Annotated in this window: 15 protein-coding genes; 8 read left to right on the top strand and 7 right to left on the bottom strand. The window is 66.0% G+C overall.

Translation table 11 applies throughout. The features are described from left to right. Window positions 1–128: 128 nt before the first annotated feature. Both RW112_RS19365 and RW112_RS19360 read right to left on the bottom strand, forming a co-directional pair. Complete coding sequence (locus tag RW112_RS19365; RefSeq protein WP_317783319.1) at window positions 129–704, bottom strand: TetR/AcrR family transcriptional regulator; 576 nt, start codon at window positions 702–704, stop codon at window positions 129–131. 160 nt (window positions 705–864) lie between these two features. After that, the gene (locus RW112_RS19360; protein WP_317783318.1) at window positions 865–2,181 is read right to left on the bottom strand and encodes an MFS transporter; all 1,317 of its coding nucleotides are present in this window, start codon (window positions 2,179–2,181) and stop codon (window positions 865–867) included. Between the two features lie 97 nt (window positions 2,182–2,278). Between RW112_RS19360 and rraA the strand changes: the two genes are divergently transcribed. From rraA to RW112_RS19345, 3 genes are all read left to right on the top strand, one after another. Continuing rightward, window positions 2,279–2,806, top strand: coding sequence for a ribonuclease E activity regulator RraA (gene rraA / locus RW112_RS19355; protein WP_317783317.1), 528 nt, complete (start codon window positions 2,279–2,281; stop codon window positions 2,804–2,806). 115 nt (window positions 2,807–2,921) lie between these two features. Then, window positions 2,922–4,583: an MDR family MFS transporter gene (locus tag RW112_RS19350; protein ID WP_317783316.1), complete on the top strand. Its 1,662-nt coding sequence runs from the start codon at window positions 2,922–2,924 to the stop codon at window positions 4,581–4,583. 199 nt (window positions 4,584–4,782) lie between these two features. Then, window positions 4,783–6,222 (top strand): sugar porter family MFS transporter, encoded by a 1,440-nt coding sequence (locus RW112_RS19345; protein WP_317783315.1) that lies wholly within the window; start codon window positions 4,783–4,785, stop codon window positions 6,220–6,222. 98 nt (window positions 6,223–6,320) lie between these two features. Here the strand turns inward: RW112_RS19345 and RW112_RS19340 are convergent, their stop codons facing one another. The 4 genes from RW112_RS19340 to RW112_RS19325 form a co-directional block, all read right to left on the bottom strand. Continuing rightward, complete coding sequence (locus RW112_RS19340; RefSeq protein WP_411709947.1) at window positions 6,321–6,845, bottom strand: N-acetyltransferase family protein; 525 nt, start codon at window positions 6,843–6,845, stop codon at window positions 6,321–6,323. A gap of 151 nt (window positions 6,846–6,996) precedes the next feature. Then, window positions 6,997–8,151 (bottom strand): mannitol-1-phosphate 5-dehydrogenase, encoded by a 1,155-nt coding sequence (locus RW112_RS19335; protein WP_317783313.1) that lies wholly within the window; start codon window positions 8,149–8,151, stop codon window positions 6,997–6,999. After that, a complete protein-coding gene (locus RW112_RS19330) occupies window positions 8,151–10,124 on the bottom strand; it encodes a PTS mannitol transporter subunit IICBA (RefSeq protein ID WP_317783312.1) in 1,974 nt (657 codons plus the stop codon). Before RW112_RS19330 ends, RW112_RS19335 begins: the two co-directional genes overlap by 1 nt. Window positions 10,125–10,182: 58 nt before the next feature. Next, window positions 10,183–10,911, bottom strand: coding sequence for a TetR/AcrR family transcriptional regulator (locus RW112_RS19325; RefSeq protein ID WP_011693828.1), 729 nt, complete (start codon window positions 10,909–10,911; stop codon window positions 10,183–10,185). A 161-nt stretch (window positions 10,912–11,072) separates the two neighbouring features. Between RW112_RS19325 and ptsP the strand changes: the two genes are divergently transcribed. The 5 genes from ptsP (at window position 11,073) to RW112_RS19300 (ending at window position 15,343) form a co-directional block, all read left to right on the top strand. Then, entirely contained in the window at window positions 11,073–12,758 is a 1,686-nt protein-coding gene (ptsP, locus tag RW112_RS19320) for a phosphoenolpyruvate--protein phosphotransferase (RefSeq protein WP_317783311.1), read from the top strand. 33 nt (window positions 12,759–12,791) lie between these two features. Further along, a complete protein-coding gene (locus RW112_RS19315; protein WP_011693830.1) occupies window positions 12,792–13,070 on the top strand; it encodes an HPr family phosphocarrier protein in 279 nt (92 codons plus the stop codon). A 61-nt stretch (window positions 13,071–13,131) separates the two neighbouring features. After that, entirely contained in the window at window positions 13,132–13,530 is a 399-nt protein-coding gene (locus RW112_RS19310) for a helix-turn-helix domain-containing protein (RefSeq protein WP_317783310.1), read from the top strand. 111 nt (window positions 13,531–13,641) lie between these two features. Then, window positions 13,642–13,872, top strand: a complete 231-nt coding sequence (locus tag RW112_RS19305) for a hypothetical protein (RefSeq protein ID WP_317783309.1) — start codon at window positions 13,642–13,644, stop codon at window positions 13,870–13,872. Between the two features lie 97 nt (window positions 13,873–13,969). Further along, a complete protein-coding gene (locus RW112_RS19300) occupies window positions 13,970–15,343 on the top strand; it encodes an FAD-binding protein (protein ID WP_317783308.1) in 1,374 nt (457 codons plus the stop codon). A 36-nt stretch (window positions 15,344–15,379) separates the two neighbouring features. Here the strand turns inward: RW112_RS19300 and RW112_RS19295 are convergent, their stop codons facing one another. Further along, window positions 15,380–16,600, bottom strand: a complete 1,221-nt coding sequence (locus RW112_RS19295; RefSeq protein WP_411709941.1) for a PucR family transcriptional regulator — start codon at window positions 16,598–16,600, stop codon at window positions 15,380–15,382. Window positions 16,601–16,718 lie beyond the last annotated feature (118 nt).

Genomic DNA, 16,718 nt, shown 5'->3' with positions numbered 1-16,718 from the left:
GCGGCTGAGCGGACACTGGGCCGACCACCTCGCCTGATAAAACGTTTTATCAGAGATTTTAGTGAGCTACGTCACTGGAATTCACCCGTGGAATGCCTATAGTGGTCTAGACCGGTTACGCGATGCGGCTAGCACCGCGTCAGCAGCGAACAGGCTTTCTTCAGGTCTTCCTCGGCCTCGAACAGCGACAATCGGCGGCATCGCACTGCCTGGACCAGACCGGTGACGGTCAGCAGCAGCACGCGGGACTTGGCGGCGTCGCCGCTTGCCACCGTAACGGCCTGCTCAGCCATGACATCGATCTCCCGCAGCAGGACCGTAGTGTCCTTGTCCTTCGTGTAGACGCACTTGCTCAGGCACTGCTCCACCGCCGGCTGCATCAGCCGCATGTGGAAAATCTCCATCACCACGCCGCCCAGGGAATGCACCCGGCTTCCGCTGGACTCCGGCCAGCTTCCCACCTGCAGATCGCCCAGCTGCTTCCGGTACAGCCCCAGCATCAGGTGGGTGGGGGAAGGGAAATACCGGTACAGGGTTCCGAGCGGAACGTTGGCTTTGGCGGACACCTCGGACAGGCTCACGGAGTCCAGCCCTTTCCGGGCGAAGCCGGCGGCAGCATCCAGGATCCGGGCATAGCGGATTTGTTGTCGGGGCAGGGTCGGCGGCGCGGCCATGGGGGGAAGATCTGAATTGAGTTCGAGCATCAGCAGCGTTCCGGGAGCGGGTTTCGTACAGCGGTCAGGCGATCCCCATCAGAGCACTGCCGCAGCAATTCGAGTCCACTATACGTCACACGCCTTGCGGCTAATCTGTGCGCCAATTAGTCAAAACGGTGTGCTGCGGGAGGCGGCCGGCGGCCTGGCTTCAGTCCACACCCTTGATCTTCACCACGAAAACTGCACCCAGCAGGCCGATCACTGCGGCCGCGATGTACAGCGACACGTAGCCGCCCCACAGCGTAACGAAAGGGAACGCAATCAGGGGTGCAAGGACCTGCGGGAGCGAATTGGCGATGTTGATGACACCCAGGTCCTTGCCGCGGTCCAGGGCGCTGGGAAGGACCTGGGTGATGAGGGCAAAGTCCACTGCCAGGTAGGCGCCAAAGCCGATGCCCAGGACCGAGGCGCCTGCAATGGCGCCGGCCCAGTTGGGGGCAAATGCGAGGATCAGCGATGCGACGGCGATAATCACCGACGAGGCGATGACCAGCGGCTTCCGCTTGCCCATGCGGTCACTGAGCGGGCCCCCGATCACGCTGGTGATGATCACCATGACCGCGTACAGGCCGGTGAGGATCAGGACGCCGAAGGCCGGTTCGATTCCCTGCGTCTCTTTCAGATGCACCGCATCCGTCAGGAAAAACAGCAGATAGAGGGTCACCATGTGGTTGCCGATGTTCACCAGCAGCCGGGTCAGCCATGCCCACGCAAAATCCGGGTAGAGCGCCGGCGAGATCCAGAATCCCCTGGCGAAGCCAGCCAGGCTGAACGGCGGCCGGGCCTCCCCTGGCAGCGGCACGTCGTCACTCTTGAAAAAGTACAGCACGACGCCGGCTATTAGCGCCGCCGCACACACCAGGTATCCCAGGCCGAAGTTCCCGCTGACGACTGCGGCGATCACCGCGCCGATCAGGATTCCCACTGTCTGCCCCATGGCGGCGAGCCCGCCTACGGCGCCGCGCTGAGGCACGGGCACGCGGTCCGGGATGGCCGCGGTGATGGCGGCATATGCGCCGTTGCAGCCCGCCTGGACCAGGCACCAGAGGATGGTCATGACGGCCACGTTCGGCGCACCGGCCAGGGCAATCAGTGCGGCGGCGCCGAGGATGGCCCCGAACAGCACCCACGGGACGCGGCGGCCCAGCCGCGACGTCGTACGGTCACTGAAAGCGCCAAAGAGCGGATTGGCCACGAGGGAGACGGCGGCGCCGGCGCCGGTGACGAGCGCCAGAATGGCTTCCTTGTCACCTTCGCTGAAGTGTGCGGCCTGCTGTCCGAGCAGCACCTGGATGGGGCCGAAGAAGGCCGCGTTGATGCCCACGTTGACCAGCACGACGCCGGTGGTCCAGAGCGGACGGACGCGCCGTTCGGGGTCTGCGAGCGCCGCTGTCGAACCTCCGCCTGGCAACGCGGCTGCAGCGGAAGGTTCCGGGACGTGCCCCGGCAAGTCGGACAGGCTCATTGCGGCTCCCCGGGAACTGATGATCGGTGTGCAATCAGACTATCGTGAGCATCACGGCCCGTACCCGGGTTGTCCACACCCATTCCGAGGAGGACCAATGACCGATTCCCCCGCAGGCACCCCAGACAACGCAGACACCACTCCCACGGCGGAGAGCCGCAGCATCAACACGGCCGACCTCTACGACGAGCGGGGCGAGGAACTCAATTCCATCGGGCTCCAGTTCCAGTCCCTGGGCGGGCTCACCCACTTCAGCGGGCCGGTCCGCACCATCCGCTGCCTCGAGGACAACGCCCTGGTCAAGTCCACCCTGGGTACTCCGGGTGACGGCGCGGTACTGGTGGTGGACGGCGCCGGTTCCCTTCGGACAGCCCTCATGGGGGACATGATCGCGGCGAGCGCCGTGGCGAACGGCTGGGCCGGCGTCGTTATCAACGGGGCCATCCGGGACCGCGAGGTACTGGCCGACCTGCCGCTCGGCGTCAAGGCGCTGGGCAGCAATCCACGCAAGAGCGCCAAGACCGGCGCCGGAGAAACGGATGTGGAACTGGAGATCGACGGCGTCACGGTGCGGCCCGGCGCCATGATCTGGTGCGATCCGGACGGAATCCTCGTGGAGCGTTGAGGTTAAGTCTGCATTTCGCGGAGGCAGGGCAGGGCCAAGGGAACAAATCTCACCCTAAGATAGTTACTGAAAGCAACTATCAAGCTTAATTCCCTTTCTTCGTAATGGAGCAGTCATGTCCAAAACCGCCGCCGGGCCCGTATCCGGGGACGTCCTGACGAAGCGTCAGACCATCACAGTGATGGTGGGTCTCATGCTCGGCATGTTCCTCTCCTCGCTGGACCAGACCATCGTGTCCACGTCGATCTACACCATCGCCAACGACCTCGACGGGCTCTCGCTGCAGGCCTGGGCCACCACGGCGTACCTCATCACCTCCACGGTGAGCACCCCGCTGTACGGCAAGCTCAGCGACATCTTCGGACGCCGCCCGCTCTACCTGGCCGCCATCGTGATCTTCCTGGCAGGCTCCCTGTACGCAGGATCGGTGCACTCGATGACCGAACTGGCCATCGCACGCGGCATCCAGGGCATGGGCGCCGGCGGCCTACTGGCCCTCGCGCTGACCATCATCGGCGACATTGTGGCACTGAAGGACCGGGCCAAGTTCCAGGGTTACTTCATGTCCGTCTTCGGGATCTCCTCCGTGCTGGGCCCGGTGGTGGGCGGTGCCTTCGCCGGCTCCGCGAACATCCTGGGCTTCGACGGCTGGCGGTGGGTGTTCTTCATCAACCTGCCCATCGGCCTGGCTGCCCTGGCCGTTGTCTTCCTCTACCTGCACCTGCCCGCCAAGCACGTGAAGCAGAAGATCGACTATTGGGGCGCGGCCGCGATCACGCTGGCCATCGTTCCGCTGCTCCTGGTCGCTGAACAAGGCCGCAGCTGGGGCTGGACCTCGGCGGCGTCCCTGCTGTGCATCGGGTTGGGTGTCGTAGGCATCATCGCGTTCCTGCTGGCCGAGAAGCGCGCCGGCGACTACGCCCTGATTCCGCTCCGGCTCTTCCGGAACCTTACCTTCGGCCTGTCATCGCTGCTGAACTTCATCATCGGCATCGGCATGTTCGGTGCCATCGCAATGCTGCCGATGTACCTCCAGCTGGTAAAGGGCCTCACCCCCACCGAGGCCGGCCTGATGATGATCACGTTCACCGTGGGCATCCTCACCGGTTCCATCACCGCCGGACGGACCATCTCGGCGTCGGGCACCTACCGGATCTTCCCGATCATGGGCACCGCCGTGCTGACCGCGGCAGCCGTAGCCATGGGCCTCTCGCTGGGCGTGGACACCGGGCTCTGGGTACCTGGCGTCATCGCGGTGTTCTTCGGCCTGGGCCTGGGTTTCTGCATGCAGCCGCTCACGCTGGCCATGCAGGTTTCCGTCCCGCCGAAGGACATGGGCGTGGGTACCTCCTCCGCCGCGTTCTTCCGGTCCATGGGCGGGGCCGTGGGCACTGCGGTCTTCATTTCCATGCTGTTCAGCCTGGCCGCGGACCGCATCGCCACGGGCATGAAGGACGCCATGCTGGATTCCGACTACCTGGCGGTGCTGAAGGATCCCGCGGTGGCTGCCGACCCCGCCAACGCCAAGCTCTATGAGTTCTTCCAGAACGGCGCCACGAACGATTCCCTCAACGACACCAGTTGGCTGCACACGGCCAACCCCGTGCTCACCCGTCCCATCACCGAGGGCTTCGCGCAGTCCATCGACGCCGTGATGCTCACCGCCGCCGTGCTCACCGGCATCGCGTTCCTGATCAGCTTTGCGCTGCCGAAGAAGAAGCTGACTGACCCGAAGGCAGCTTCGGAAAAGGCCGAGTCCGCGGTAGCCGCACACTAGCCTTACCCGTTCGCACGAACGCCGGGGAGCCGACGACGGCGGGACGTCCCGCCGTCGTCGGCTTCCGTCCCTAAGTGGAACCTCACAGCGTGAAGTGGCACACTGTTTAGCGCGTGTGCGCCAGCCAACAGGGCTGGTTCCGTGGTCAACGATGTCCGCACAGCTGAAACCCAAAGCGTCAAAATCCCAAGGGAGATCCATGTCCACATCCAGCACCGAAGGCCGCCCCGGCGTTCCCCGCAAGGTGATCGGCCTCGCAATCGCGGGAGCGGTGGGCGGGTTCCTCTTCGGCTTTGATTCCTCCGTTGTCAACGGTGCCGTCGACGCCATCAAGGACGAGTTCGTCCTCAGCGAGGCCGTCACCGGCTTCGCCGTCGCCGTCGCCCTGCTGGGCTGCGCCGCCGGCGCCTACATGGCGGGCAAGGTGGCCGACAAGTACGGCCGCATTCCCGCCATGAAGCTCGGCGCCGTCCTGTTCCTGGTGAGCGCCCTCGGCACCGGCTTCGCGTTCGGTGTCTGGGACCTGATCTTCTGGCGGCTGGTGGGCGGCCTCGGCATCGGACTGGCCTCTGTCATTGCCCCCGCATACATCTCGGAGATCTCGCCGCGGCACGTGCGCGGCCGGCTTGCCTCGCTGCAGCAGCTTGCCATCACCACCGGTATTTTCGCCGCACTGCTGTCCGACGCCCTCTTCGCGAACTCGGCCGGCGGCGCGGACCAGCCGCTCTGGCTCGGCATCGAGGCCTGGCGGTGGATGTTCCTCGCCGGCGCCGTCCCCGCCGTCGTGTACGGCTGGATCGCGTACACCCTGCCCGAATCCCCGCGCTTCCTGGTCTTCAAGGGCAAGGAGGACGAGGCACGCAAGGTGTTCCGGACCATCGCACCGTCCGAGGACACCGACCGCCACATCCGCGAAATCCAGTCCGCCATCGAGGAAGACAAGCTGGCCGGCCAGAAGGGCTCGCTCCGCGGCAAGGTCTTTGGCCTGCAGGCCGTGGTGTGGATCGGCATCACCCTGTCCGTGCTGCAGCAGTTCGTCGGCATCAACGTGATCTTCTACTACTCCACCACCCTGTGGAAGGCCGTGGGCTTCCAGGAAAAGGACTCCCTCACCATTTCGGTGGCCACGTCCGTCACCAACATCCTGGTCACCCTCGTGGCCATCGCGCTGGTGGACCGCATCGGCCGCCGTCCCATCCTGCTGGCCGGTTCGGTGGGCATGGCGGTTTCGCTGGGTGCCATGGCCCTGGCCTTCGCTTCGGCCACCGGCTCCGGTGAGGAAATTTCGCTGCCGGGCGCCTGGGGCCCCGTCGCCCTGGTGGCCGCCAACGTCTTTGTGATCAGCTTCGGAGCCTCGTGGGGTCCGCTGGTGTGGGTGCTGCTGGGTGAGATCTTCCCGTCCCGGATCCGCGCCCGCGCCCTCGGCCTGGCCGCGGCCGCGCAGTGGATCGCCAACTTCGCCATCACCCTGAGCTTCCCCGTGATGGCGGCAGGTTCGCTGCCGCTGACATACGCCATGTACGCACTGTTTGCAGCGGCGTCGTTCTTCTTTGTGATGTTCAAGGTGCCGGAGACCAACGGCATGTCGCTGGAGCAGGCGGAAACGCTGTTCGTGCCGAAGGGGACCGTCAAGGTCTAGGTTCCGCGCGAGCACGAATTCCGGCACACCCGCGCGAGCGGACAGATAAGGCCCCTGTTCACTATGAACAGGGGTCTTATCTGTCCCTTCGCCAGGGACTAGAGCGTGAGTTTCATGCCCTCATGGCTTGCCGTGAATCCCAGGCGTTCGTAGAAGCGGTGGGCGTCCTTGCGCGACTTGTCCGTAGTCAGCTGCATCACGGAGCACCCCCGGCGGCGGGACTCGGCGGCTGCCCAGATGACCATGGCGGCTCCGATCCCAAGGCCACGCAGTCGTGATGACACCCGGACGGCTTCGAGCTGGCTGCGCCAGGAACCGCGGCGGGAGAGGCCCGGGATAAAGCTCAGCTGGAACGTGGCAACGACAGGCCGGGCCGGCTCCCCCGGTTCCACGAGTTCGCCGACCACGAGAAGGTGGGCAGGGTCGGCGTCAATCGCTTCGAAGGCCCGCTCATACGGGGCCATCTCCGAAATGTCCTCGCGCGTTGCACCCAGTTGGTCGTCGGCAAGGAGTTTGAGGATTTCGGGCAGGTCCGCCCGCGATGCCGGACGCAGGCGGAATGTCCCGCCGTCGATGTCGATGGTCAGCAGGGCAGCCGGGTCGGGTTGCGCGGAAGTCACCAGCCCAGCCTGCCACAGCAAGCGCTCTCTCACTTTTCGCAGGGAAACCACAAACGCTCTCTCACCTGACGACCCGGGGTGAGAGAGCGTTTGTGTACATCCCGCAGGAAGTGAGAGAGCGTCCGTGGGGAGTGGGGGTAGTGGGTGGCTGGCCCTAGACCTTGGCCTCCGCCTTGACCTCTTCCACCAGCGCCTCGACGGCCGCGAAGAGCGGGTGCCCGGGCGTCAGGCCGGTCACCTTTTCCGTGGCCTCCGCGGCCGTGGACGATGCCACGATCTGCGCCAGCTCAGTTGCTTCGGCGTCGGCGGGATCGTTGAAGCGCAGGGCTGCTGCCATGGCTCCAAGCAGCGCCTCGGGCACGATTCCGCGTTCGGCCAGTTCCGCGGCCGGGCCGATGAAGCGCTCGTGCCGGCTGAGCTTGCGCAGCGGCGCGCGGCCTACCCGGTTCACGGTGTCCGGCAGGTGCGGGTTGGTGAAACGGCCAAGGATCTTCTCGACGTAGGCTTCCTGCTCCTCACGGTTGAAGCCGTGCTTGTGGATCAGCAGCTCCTTGGTTTCGTCCAGGACGGCGCGCACATCGGCAGCGACGTCCTGGTCCGCCATGGCCTCCGAGATCTTGCCAAGCCCGGCCTCGAACCCGAAGTACGCTGCGGAAGCATGCCCGGTGTTCACGGTGAAGAGCTTCCGCTCAATGTACGGCTCCAGGTTGTCCACGAACGTGGCACCCGGGATGACCGGCACATTGTCCCCGAAGGGCGTGCGGTCGATGACCCACTCGTAGAACGTCTCCACCGTGACGTCCAGGCCCTTGCCCGGCTCCTGGTTGGGGACGATCCGGTCCACGGCCGTGTTGGCGAACACGGCCGCGGCCTCGAGCGGACCCGTCGCCGGATCCCACTGCGCCGCCACTTCGTCGCGCAGGATGTCCGTGGCGTTGATGGCGTTCTCGCACGCCATGACCTGCAGCGGGGCCAGCCCGGCGGCCCTCGCGGCAATGCCCTTGGCAATCACCGGCGCCACGAACTTCAGGATGTGCGGCCCCACCGCAGTGGTGACGACGTCCGCCGTCGCGATTTCCGCCACGACGTCCGCTTCCTGGGTGGCGGAGTTGAGCGCCCGGAAGTTGTCCACGGTCCGGACCGTGGGGTTCTCCCCCACTTCGTGGACGTCATAGCTGTCCGCGGCGGCGAGCTGCGAGATCAGTTCATCCGCGACGTCGGCAAATACGAGCTCGTAGCCTGCCTGGTGCAGCAGCAGGCCCACAAAGCCCCGGCCGATGTTCCCGGCCCCAAAATGAACAGCCTTCACTATGCGTTGACCTTTCCGAACAGCGCCAGAACTTCGTCAACCGTGGTGGCCGCCTCGAGCTGGGCCACCTGCGCCTTGTTCGTGAAAACCTTGGCGATGGAGGACAGGATCTGCAGGTGCTCATTGTTGATGCCGGCCACGCCCACCACGAACTTGACCTCCTTGCCGTTCCAGTCGATGCCGTTCGGGTAACGGATCACGGACACCGCGGACTTCATGATGTGGTCCTTGGCGGCGTTGGTGCCGTGCGGAATGGCCAGGAAGCTGCCCATGTACGTGGACACTGATTCCTCGCGTTCGTGCATGGCGTCGATGTAGCCGCTGTCCACGGCGCCGCGGTCCAGCAGCAGCCGGCCCGCTTCGTCGATTGCGGCGTCACGGGTGGTTGCCGTGCCGTTGAGGACCACGCTGTCAGCCACCAGGATGTCCGACGGCGGCGCGGCCTCCGGTGCGGCGGCTGCGGCAGCGGGCGCCGCTGCCCCCGCAGGAGCAGTTTCGCCGGCGGCTGCCGTTCCCTCAGTGTTGCTGCTCTTGACCAGTTCCACGATCTCGTCATACCGCGGGCTGTTCATGAAGTTGTCCACGGAGACATGCACGGCGCTGCTGGTGGCGGGCTTGGCCCGCTCAGTGAGGTCCTGGTGCGTGATCACAACATCGTAGGTGTCGCTCAGGTTGGCGATGGCGGAGTTGGTGACCTTGACGTCGGGGTAGCCGGCGGCCTTGATCTTGTTCCGCAACACCGAGGCGCCCATGGCACTGGAGCCCATGCCGGCGTCGCAGGCAAACACGATGTTCTTGATGGGACCTGCCATGACGGCGGTGGTTGCGCCTGCGCCGGTCAGGGCGGAGGAGATGGAGCTCTTCTTGCCCTTCATGGCCTCCATCCGCGAAGTGGCGGCGCTGAGGCTGTCCTCCTCGGTTTCACCCACGGGCGTCTTGCTGGCCTTCAGGATCACCGAGGCGATCAGGAAGGACACCGTGGCTGCGAGCAGCACGGCCAGCGCCACCCCGAAGTAGCTGTCACTGGCGGTGGCAGCGAAAACTGCGAAGATACTGCCCGGGGCAGCCGGCGAACGCAGGCCGGCGCCGGTGAGCACCAGGGTGAAAATGCCGGTCATGCCGCCGCCGATCGCGGCGAGGATGATGATGGGCTTCATCAGCACGAACGGGAAGTAGATCTCGTGGATGCCGCCGAAGAACTGGATGATGCCGGCACCGGGGGCTGACGCCTTGGCCAGGCCCTTGCCGAAAACCATGTAAGCCAGCAGGATGCCGATGCCGGGGCCGGGGTTGGCTTCAAGCAGGAACAGGATGGACTTGCCGTCCGCCAGGGACTGCTCAGTGCCCAGCGGCGTCAGGATGCCGTGATTGACGGCGTTGTTCAGGAACAGCACTTTGGCAGGTTCGATGAAGATGCTGGTGAACGGCAGCAGGCCGTTGTTGACGAGCCATTCGACGACGTCGCTGGCGCCATCGCTGAAGGACTTCACCACCGGGCCAATCACGAGCATGCCGAAGATGGCCATGAAGGCCGAGACGATGCCTGCAGAGAAGTTGTCGATCAGCATCTCGAAGCCCGGCTTGACCCGGCCCTCCCAGACCTTGTCCAGCTTCTTCATGATCCAGGCGGTCAGCGGGCCCATGATCATGGCGCCGATGAACATCGGGATGTCGGTACCCACAATCACGCCCATGGTGGCGACCGCGCCCACCACGCCGCCGCGGACTCCGTGGATCATCTTGCCGCCGGTATATGCGATCAGGAGCGGCAGGAGGAAGGTGATCATCGGCCCTACGAGGGCAGCGAACTGCTCATTCGGGAACGGACCGTCCGGGATGAACAGCGCCGTGATGATGCCCCAGGCGATGAAGGCGCCGATGTTGGGCATGATCATTCCGGACAGGAACGTCCCGAACTTCTGCACGCCAACCCGCAGGCTGGTACGGGGTTTTGCAACTGTCTCTGTTGCCATGTGATTTCCTAACCGTGATTCCTGCTGCACCGCAGGATGGTCCGATATTTTCCGACGACTAGCTGGTGGAACTGGTAGAGATCCGGTGGAGCCATTCGAGAAAGAGCTTCAGTTCCGAACTGGAGAGCTGGTCCGAGTGCGATGCCTGGAGCGCGGCGTTCAAAGCGATCGCTGCCACCACAACCGAGGACTTGCCGGACGTATCGGGCCCGGCGCCGTTGGCCTGTTCCGCGGAAACCGCGAAAATCATGGCGTCACGGGTCATGGTGGATAGTTCAAGGTTGCGTTCCGCGGCAGGCTCCGCAATCAGCATGAGTGTCACGCCCACGTTCGCCGCCAGGATGCTTCTGGCCGCCTCGCGCGGTTGGACATTCAACTGCCCTGCCACTGCTGCTTTGTTCAGCATTTCCTCCATGAGCGCCTCGGCATCGGCAACGATGGCCGGACGGCTCTCAGGGCGAATGTTGCCAAACATGACCAAGTAGAGTTCCGGCTGGTTCAGCCCGAATTGGACATGGTTGTCCCACATCCGCCGAATGTCTTCCAACGGATGTCCGGACGGCGCGAAGTCGCGTTCGCCGGCCACGTACTCTTCGAAACCCGCCGCGACGACGGCGTCAAACAGCCCTTCCTTGTCACCGAAGTGGTGATAGAGGGTGGGAGCGGAGACCCCTGCCAGCTGGGTGATCTGGCGGGTGGAAACTGCCGCGCCACCGGAGTTGGCCAGCAGTTCGGCGGCTGCACGCAGCAACCGAACTTTGGGCGGAAGCTGGCCATCGAAACTCATAACCGCTACCCTAGCACCTATAGCAACGCTATATGAAGTGCATCACATACAATTTTTTCAGGCACCGCAAAAGCCGTCGGACGTAGCCGTCGCGACGGTCCGGGCAATCGCCCGGGCAACGAATGGCGGGGCCTGCTTACGGCAGAGAACGAGGACCTTCAGTGCAGAACTTCCCAGGAGTAGGCGTCAGCCCCGGCCGCATCATCGGCACCATCCGTCAAATGCCCAAGCCCATCAGCGAACCACCTGCAGGCGAACAACTGCCCGCCGGCGTCACAGCCGAGGATGCGACCGCGGCCCTCAAGGCGGCGTCCCAGGCGGTACACGATGAACTGAAGTCCCGGGCCACCCACGCCACTGGCGATGGCAAGGCGGTCCTGGAAGCCACGGCACTGATGGCCAAGGACACCATGCTGATCAAGGGCGCGGCCAAGCTCGTTGCCCGCGGCATATCGAGCGAACGCGCCATCTGGGAGTCCGGCTCCTCCGTCTCTGAAATGCTGCACAACCTGGGCGGCTACATGGCGGAACGCGCCACCGACGTCCTGGACGTGCGCGCGCGGATCGTCGCCGAACTGCGCGGCGTGCCCGCGCCCGGCATCCCCGCCTCCAACACGCCCTTCGTCCTGGTGGCCGAGGATTTGGCGCCTGCCGACACCGCGACCCTGGACCCCAACAAGGTCCTGGCGCTCGTCACGGCAGGCGGCGGCCCCCAGTCCCACACCGCCATCATTGCCCGTTCCCTGGGCCTTCCCGCCGTCGTCGCCGCCGTGGGCGTGGACGAACTTCCCGACGGCATCGAAGTTTTTGTGGACGGCGCCGCCGGCACCGTCACGTCCGAGCCCGACGACTCCCTGCGTGCCGCCGCGGAGTCATGGGCGGCCACGGCCTCCCTGCTGGCCGAGTTCAGCGGCACCGGTTCGACGGCGGACGGCCACCTGGTGCCGCTGCTCGCCAACGTCGGCGGCGGCAAGGACGCGGAGGCAGCCGCCAAGCTGGGCGCCCAGGGCGTGGGGCTGTTCCGCACCGAGTTCTGCTTCCTGGAACGGGACACCGAACCCACTGTGGAAGAACAGGCCGCAGCCTACAAGAGCGTCTTCGATGCCTTCCCGGGCAAGAAGGTGGTCCTGCGCACGCTCGACGCCGGCGCCGACAAGCCGCTCCCGTTCCTGACCGACTCCACTGAGCCCAATCCCGCGCTGGGCGTCCGCGGCTACCGCACGGACTTCACCACGCCCGGCGTCCTGGACCGCCAGCTGGAGGCCATCGCGCTGGCCGAAAAGCAGTCCGACGCGGACGTGTGGGTCATGGCCCCGATGATCTCCACGGCGGAAGAGGCCGCCCGCTTCGCCTCCATGTGCGCCGACGCCGGCATCAAGACGCCCGGCGTGATGGTAGAGGTCCCCTCTGCCGCGCTCACGGCCGAGGCCATCCTGCGCGAAGTGGGGTTCGCCAGCCTGGGCACCAACGACCTCACCCAGTACGCCATGGCGGCCGACCGGCAGCTCGGCCCGCTGGCCGCGCTCAACACCCCGTGGCAGCCCGCCGTCCTGCGTCTCGTGGGCCTGACCGTCGAGGGCTCGCGCGCGGAGGGCCACAACAAACCCGTGGGCGTCTGCGGCGAGGCAGCGGCGGACCCGGCCCTCGCCGTCGTACTGACCGGACTCGGCGTCTCCACGCTGTCCATGACCGCACGGTCGCTGGCGGCCGTGGCCGCAGTGCTCAAGACCGTCACGCTGGCCGAAGCGCAGGAACTGGCCAAACTGGCACTGTCCGCACCGAGCGCCACCGAAGCCCGGGCCTGGGTGCGCGAGAAGCTGCCCGTGCTCACCGAACTCGGCCTCTGACAGCCGCCCACCGACAATCCACCAGGAGAACCAATGCCCGAACGTACCGCAACCATCGCCAGCCGCTCCGGCCTCCACGCCCGCCCTGCGGCGCTGTTCGCCGAAGCGGCCGGCAATGCCGGCGTCGACGTCACCATTTCCATGCAGGGCGAGCCGGCGGAAGAGGCCCTCGACGCCGCCAGCATCCTTTCGCTGATGACGCTGGGAGCTGCCAAGGGAGACGTCGTCGTCCTGCGGGCCGATGGCGACGGCGCGGACCAGGCCCTGGATGCCTTGGTCACCCTGTTGGAGACGGACCTCGACGCCGAATAGCGGCGGGGTGCCGGATCGTCGGCACAGGGCCGGGTCACGCCGGGGGCGCTAGGATTTCCGCATGGCACTGATTGCTCCCCGCGTGACCGCCGGGCTCCCCGGCGACGAAGCCCTGAAACTGAAGCAGGCCCTCAACGGCAGCCACGACATCACGGTGTTCGTGGACGGCACGGTCCACCGCCTGCCTGCCCAGGCGAGGGACGCCGTCGTGGACCTGCTCAGCCGCTTCAGCCGCGGCGAAGCAGTGACCGTCAGCAGTGTTGAGGAAATGCTCACCACGTCCCAGGCCGCGGAGCTCGCCGGAATTTCGCACACGTACCTTCGCAACATGACGGATCGCGGCGAAATTCCGGTGGAATACCGCGGCACGCACCGGCGGATCCGTCTGGCGGCCATCATGGAATGGCTGGAGGCGCAGAAGAAGACCACGCCAGCCGACGACGGCGGCAAACGGCCCTGATGAGCGCCGTTGGTTTAGCGCGGAACGCCATTTGTGAAGCAGTGATAAGGATCAAGCAACGATCACCGCTTACCGCCAAAACGCCCCAAAGGCCGGGGTTACCCTTTATTCGTGGGTAAGTTCAGAGGGTGGCACATTGTGGCGGGGTTCGCCGCCATGCTGCTGACTGCCGCCCTGGGAACGGCCATGGGCCTGAGCAACACCGCCGCTTTTATGGCCAGTTGCGTGGCCTTCGTTGCGGTCTCCAAAGGCCTGGAAAGCCACTTCGCCAGGCGCCGCCGTGAAGCGGCCGTCCGCCAGCTCGAGCAAAGCCAGTCACGGACCTCGATGGAAGACCGCTGACAGGTGGATGGCCATTGACACGGAGCCGGTCGGATCACCAGACTTGTTAGCGATAACAATTGCCGGCGGCCGCACGGTCCGGCGCGAAAGGTAAGCAATGCGCACTGAGGTCAGCGAACTCCCCGGACTAAGCAGCGGCACCGGATCCGGAAACGCCGCACCGGGACTGAACTGGGCGGGGAATTACCGCTACACGGCCGCCGCGATCCACCGCCCCCGCACTCTGGAGGAAGTCCAGGAAGTGGTGGCCGGTGCCTCGAAAATCCGCGCCCTCGGCTCCCGTCACTCGTTCAATGCCATCGCGGACTCTCCCGGGGACCTGATCTCCCTCGACGAACTGGATCCGGGCATCCACATCGACTCCGCCGCCCACACCGTCACCGTCTCGGGCGGAACCCGCTACGGCACCCTCGCGGAAAAGCTGGAGGCCAACGGCTTTGCGCTGCCCAACCTGGCTTCGCTCCCCCACATTTCGGTGGCCGGCGCCGTCGCAACCGCAACCCATGGTTCCGGGGACGCCAACGGAAACCTGGCAACCTCTGTCGCCGCACTGGAAATCGTGGCAGCGGACGGAACCGTCCACCATCTGGGCCGGGGCAGCTCGCCCGACTTCGAAGGCGCCGTCGTGGGCCTCGGCGCACTGGGTGTGGTCACCAAGGTGACCCTGGACATCGAACCCACGTTCACGGTCCGGCAGGACGTCTTCGAGTCGCTTCCCTGGGGAACAGTGCTGGAAAATTTCGACGCCGCCACCTCCAGCGCCTACAGCGTCAGCCTGTTCACGGACTGGAGCGGCAACACCGTCGAGCAGGCATGGCTCAAGAGCCGCGTTCCTGTCGCGGGCAACGCCTCCGCAGGCCGGGCCACGGGCGCAGCCTCCGGCGGCACGGCCCAGGAACCTGCGTTCGCCGGCAGCACCTTCTTCGGCGGGACACGGGCCGCCACGGCGCGGCATCCGCTGCCCGGGGTATCGGCCGAAAACTGCACCGAACAGCTCGGCGTCCCCGGGCCGTGGTCTGAGCGCCTGGCCCACTTCCGCATGGCGTTCACGCCCAGCAGCGGCGAAGAGCTCCAGAGTGAATTCTTCGTCCGGCGCGATGACGCGGTGGCCGCCATCGCGGAACTGCGTGCCCTGTCAGACCGCATCACCCCGTTGTTGCTCGTGTCCGAAATCCGCACGGTGGCCGCCGACCAGCTGTGGCTCAGCGGGGCCTACGACCAGGACACCGTGGGATTCCATTTCACCTGGAAGCAGCGGCAGAACGAGGTGGAGGACGTGCTCCCCGCCATGGAGGAGGCACTTGCCCCGTTCAACGCCCGGCCGCACTGGGGCAAGCTGTTCCACGCAGGCGCCGACCACCTGGCCGGGCTGTACCCGCACTTTGCCGACTTCAAGGACCTCGCCGAGCGCATGGATCCGGAGCACAAATTCCGCAACGAGTTCCTGGCCCGGAAGGTCTTTGGCAGCTAGCCGGAGGGCGGGTATCAGTGCGCGGCCGGGTCCGCGCTAAATCCGCGGCCGCCCTGCCCAGCGGCGGGCCTTGAGCGCCGCATGGAGTTCCAGCCGCACCATGCCCTTCAGCGGATCCACGCCAAGGACCTGCCGGATGCGGCCCAGCCGGTTGTAGATGCTGCTCCGGTGCAGGTGCAGTTTGGTGGCCACGTCCTGCACCGACCCGTCATTGTCGTAGAGGAGTTCAAGCACGGGCAGGAGCTCACCGTTCCGGTCATGGTCCTCCAGGATGCGCGAGTAGACGGAACCGGCGTCGGCCCAGGCCCCCGCGCCGCCGCCGGCGGACGCCAGCAGCTGGTAAACGCCCGTGGCCCGGCAGTCCACCAGTTCGCCCAGCTGGGGGTCCACCGCCGCGGCCTGTGCAGCCTGCTTCGACTGCCGGTAGGCATCGGCAATTTCGCGGGGTTTGGCGAAGCCTTCACTCGTTCCCAGGATGATCCGGCGCACCGGCCGGCCGGACCGCTTGGCGAGTTCCAGCTGGTAGTGGACCAGGACCTGCGCGTGCGCCGCGCGCCCGGTGGACTCCCGGAACAGGATCACGGCGTGGGTTTCGGTGCCTGCGCTGAAGAGCGCCGCATCCACGCCGATGGTGGCCTGCAGCGCCGCGGAACGGTGGATCAGGGTGGAGGCGATGGGGTCGGATCCCTCCGCCCAGCCGTCGGCGTCGAGCACCGTGACGAGCTGCCACGGACCGCGCCCCTGGACTTCCTTCCAGCCGGCCACCGCGGCCACGGCGTTGGCCTCGCCGCGGCAGGCGCTGAGGAACTCCTGTTCCCTGCGGCGCCGGAATTCCGATTCAGCCGTGTTCGACTCAAGCAGCAGGCCGGAGAGCAGCTCAAGATCGTCCCGGACGCCGGGCAGCTGGGTGAGGATCGCCGTCGCGCTCTGGTCCTCGATGTCCTGCTGCACCCACAAGTAGCCGACGCGGAAGCCGCGCACCAGCAGCGGGACGCAGACGCGACCCAGCATCCCCAGCTCCTCATTGGCGGGTACGACGACGGGACGCACCGCCGTCGCGATCCCGTGCGAGAGCTGCCATGCCTTGACGTCCGCCGGCACGCGTTTGCTGAGGAGGAAGTTCACCCTGACCCGGTCCGCGTGCGACTGGTTGGAGCTGTAGGCGAGCAGGACGCCGTCGAGATCCTCAAGCGAAAGCCCGCGGCCAAGCTTCACGGCCACCTGCTCAACGAGCTGTTCCACATCCTGCTGGTGCATGCTTGCCACACTACTGCCCGGCGCCGCTGAAGCGTGAACGGACACCAGGCGACACCTGACGCCCCACGGCTCGACAGATGTCTATGCGCAGACTTCAAAAACCCCGGAAACACGCGGA

This window comes from Arthrobacter sp. B10-11 (genome assembly GCF_033142195.1).
Lineage (GTDB): Bacteria > Actinomycetota > Actinomycetes > Actinomycetales > Micrococcaceae > Arthrobacter > Arthrobacter oryzae_C.
The sequence above is the reverse complement of the archived record's forward strand: the minus strand, read 5'-3'. Positions and strand labels throughout refer to the sequence as shown.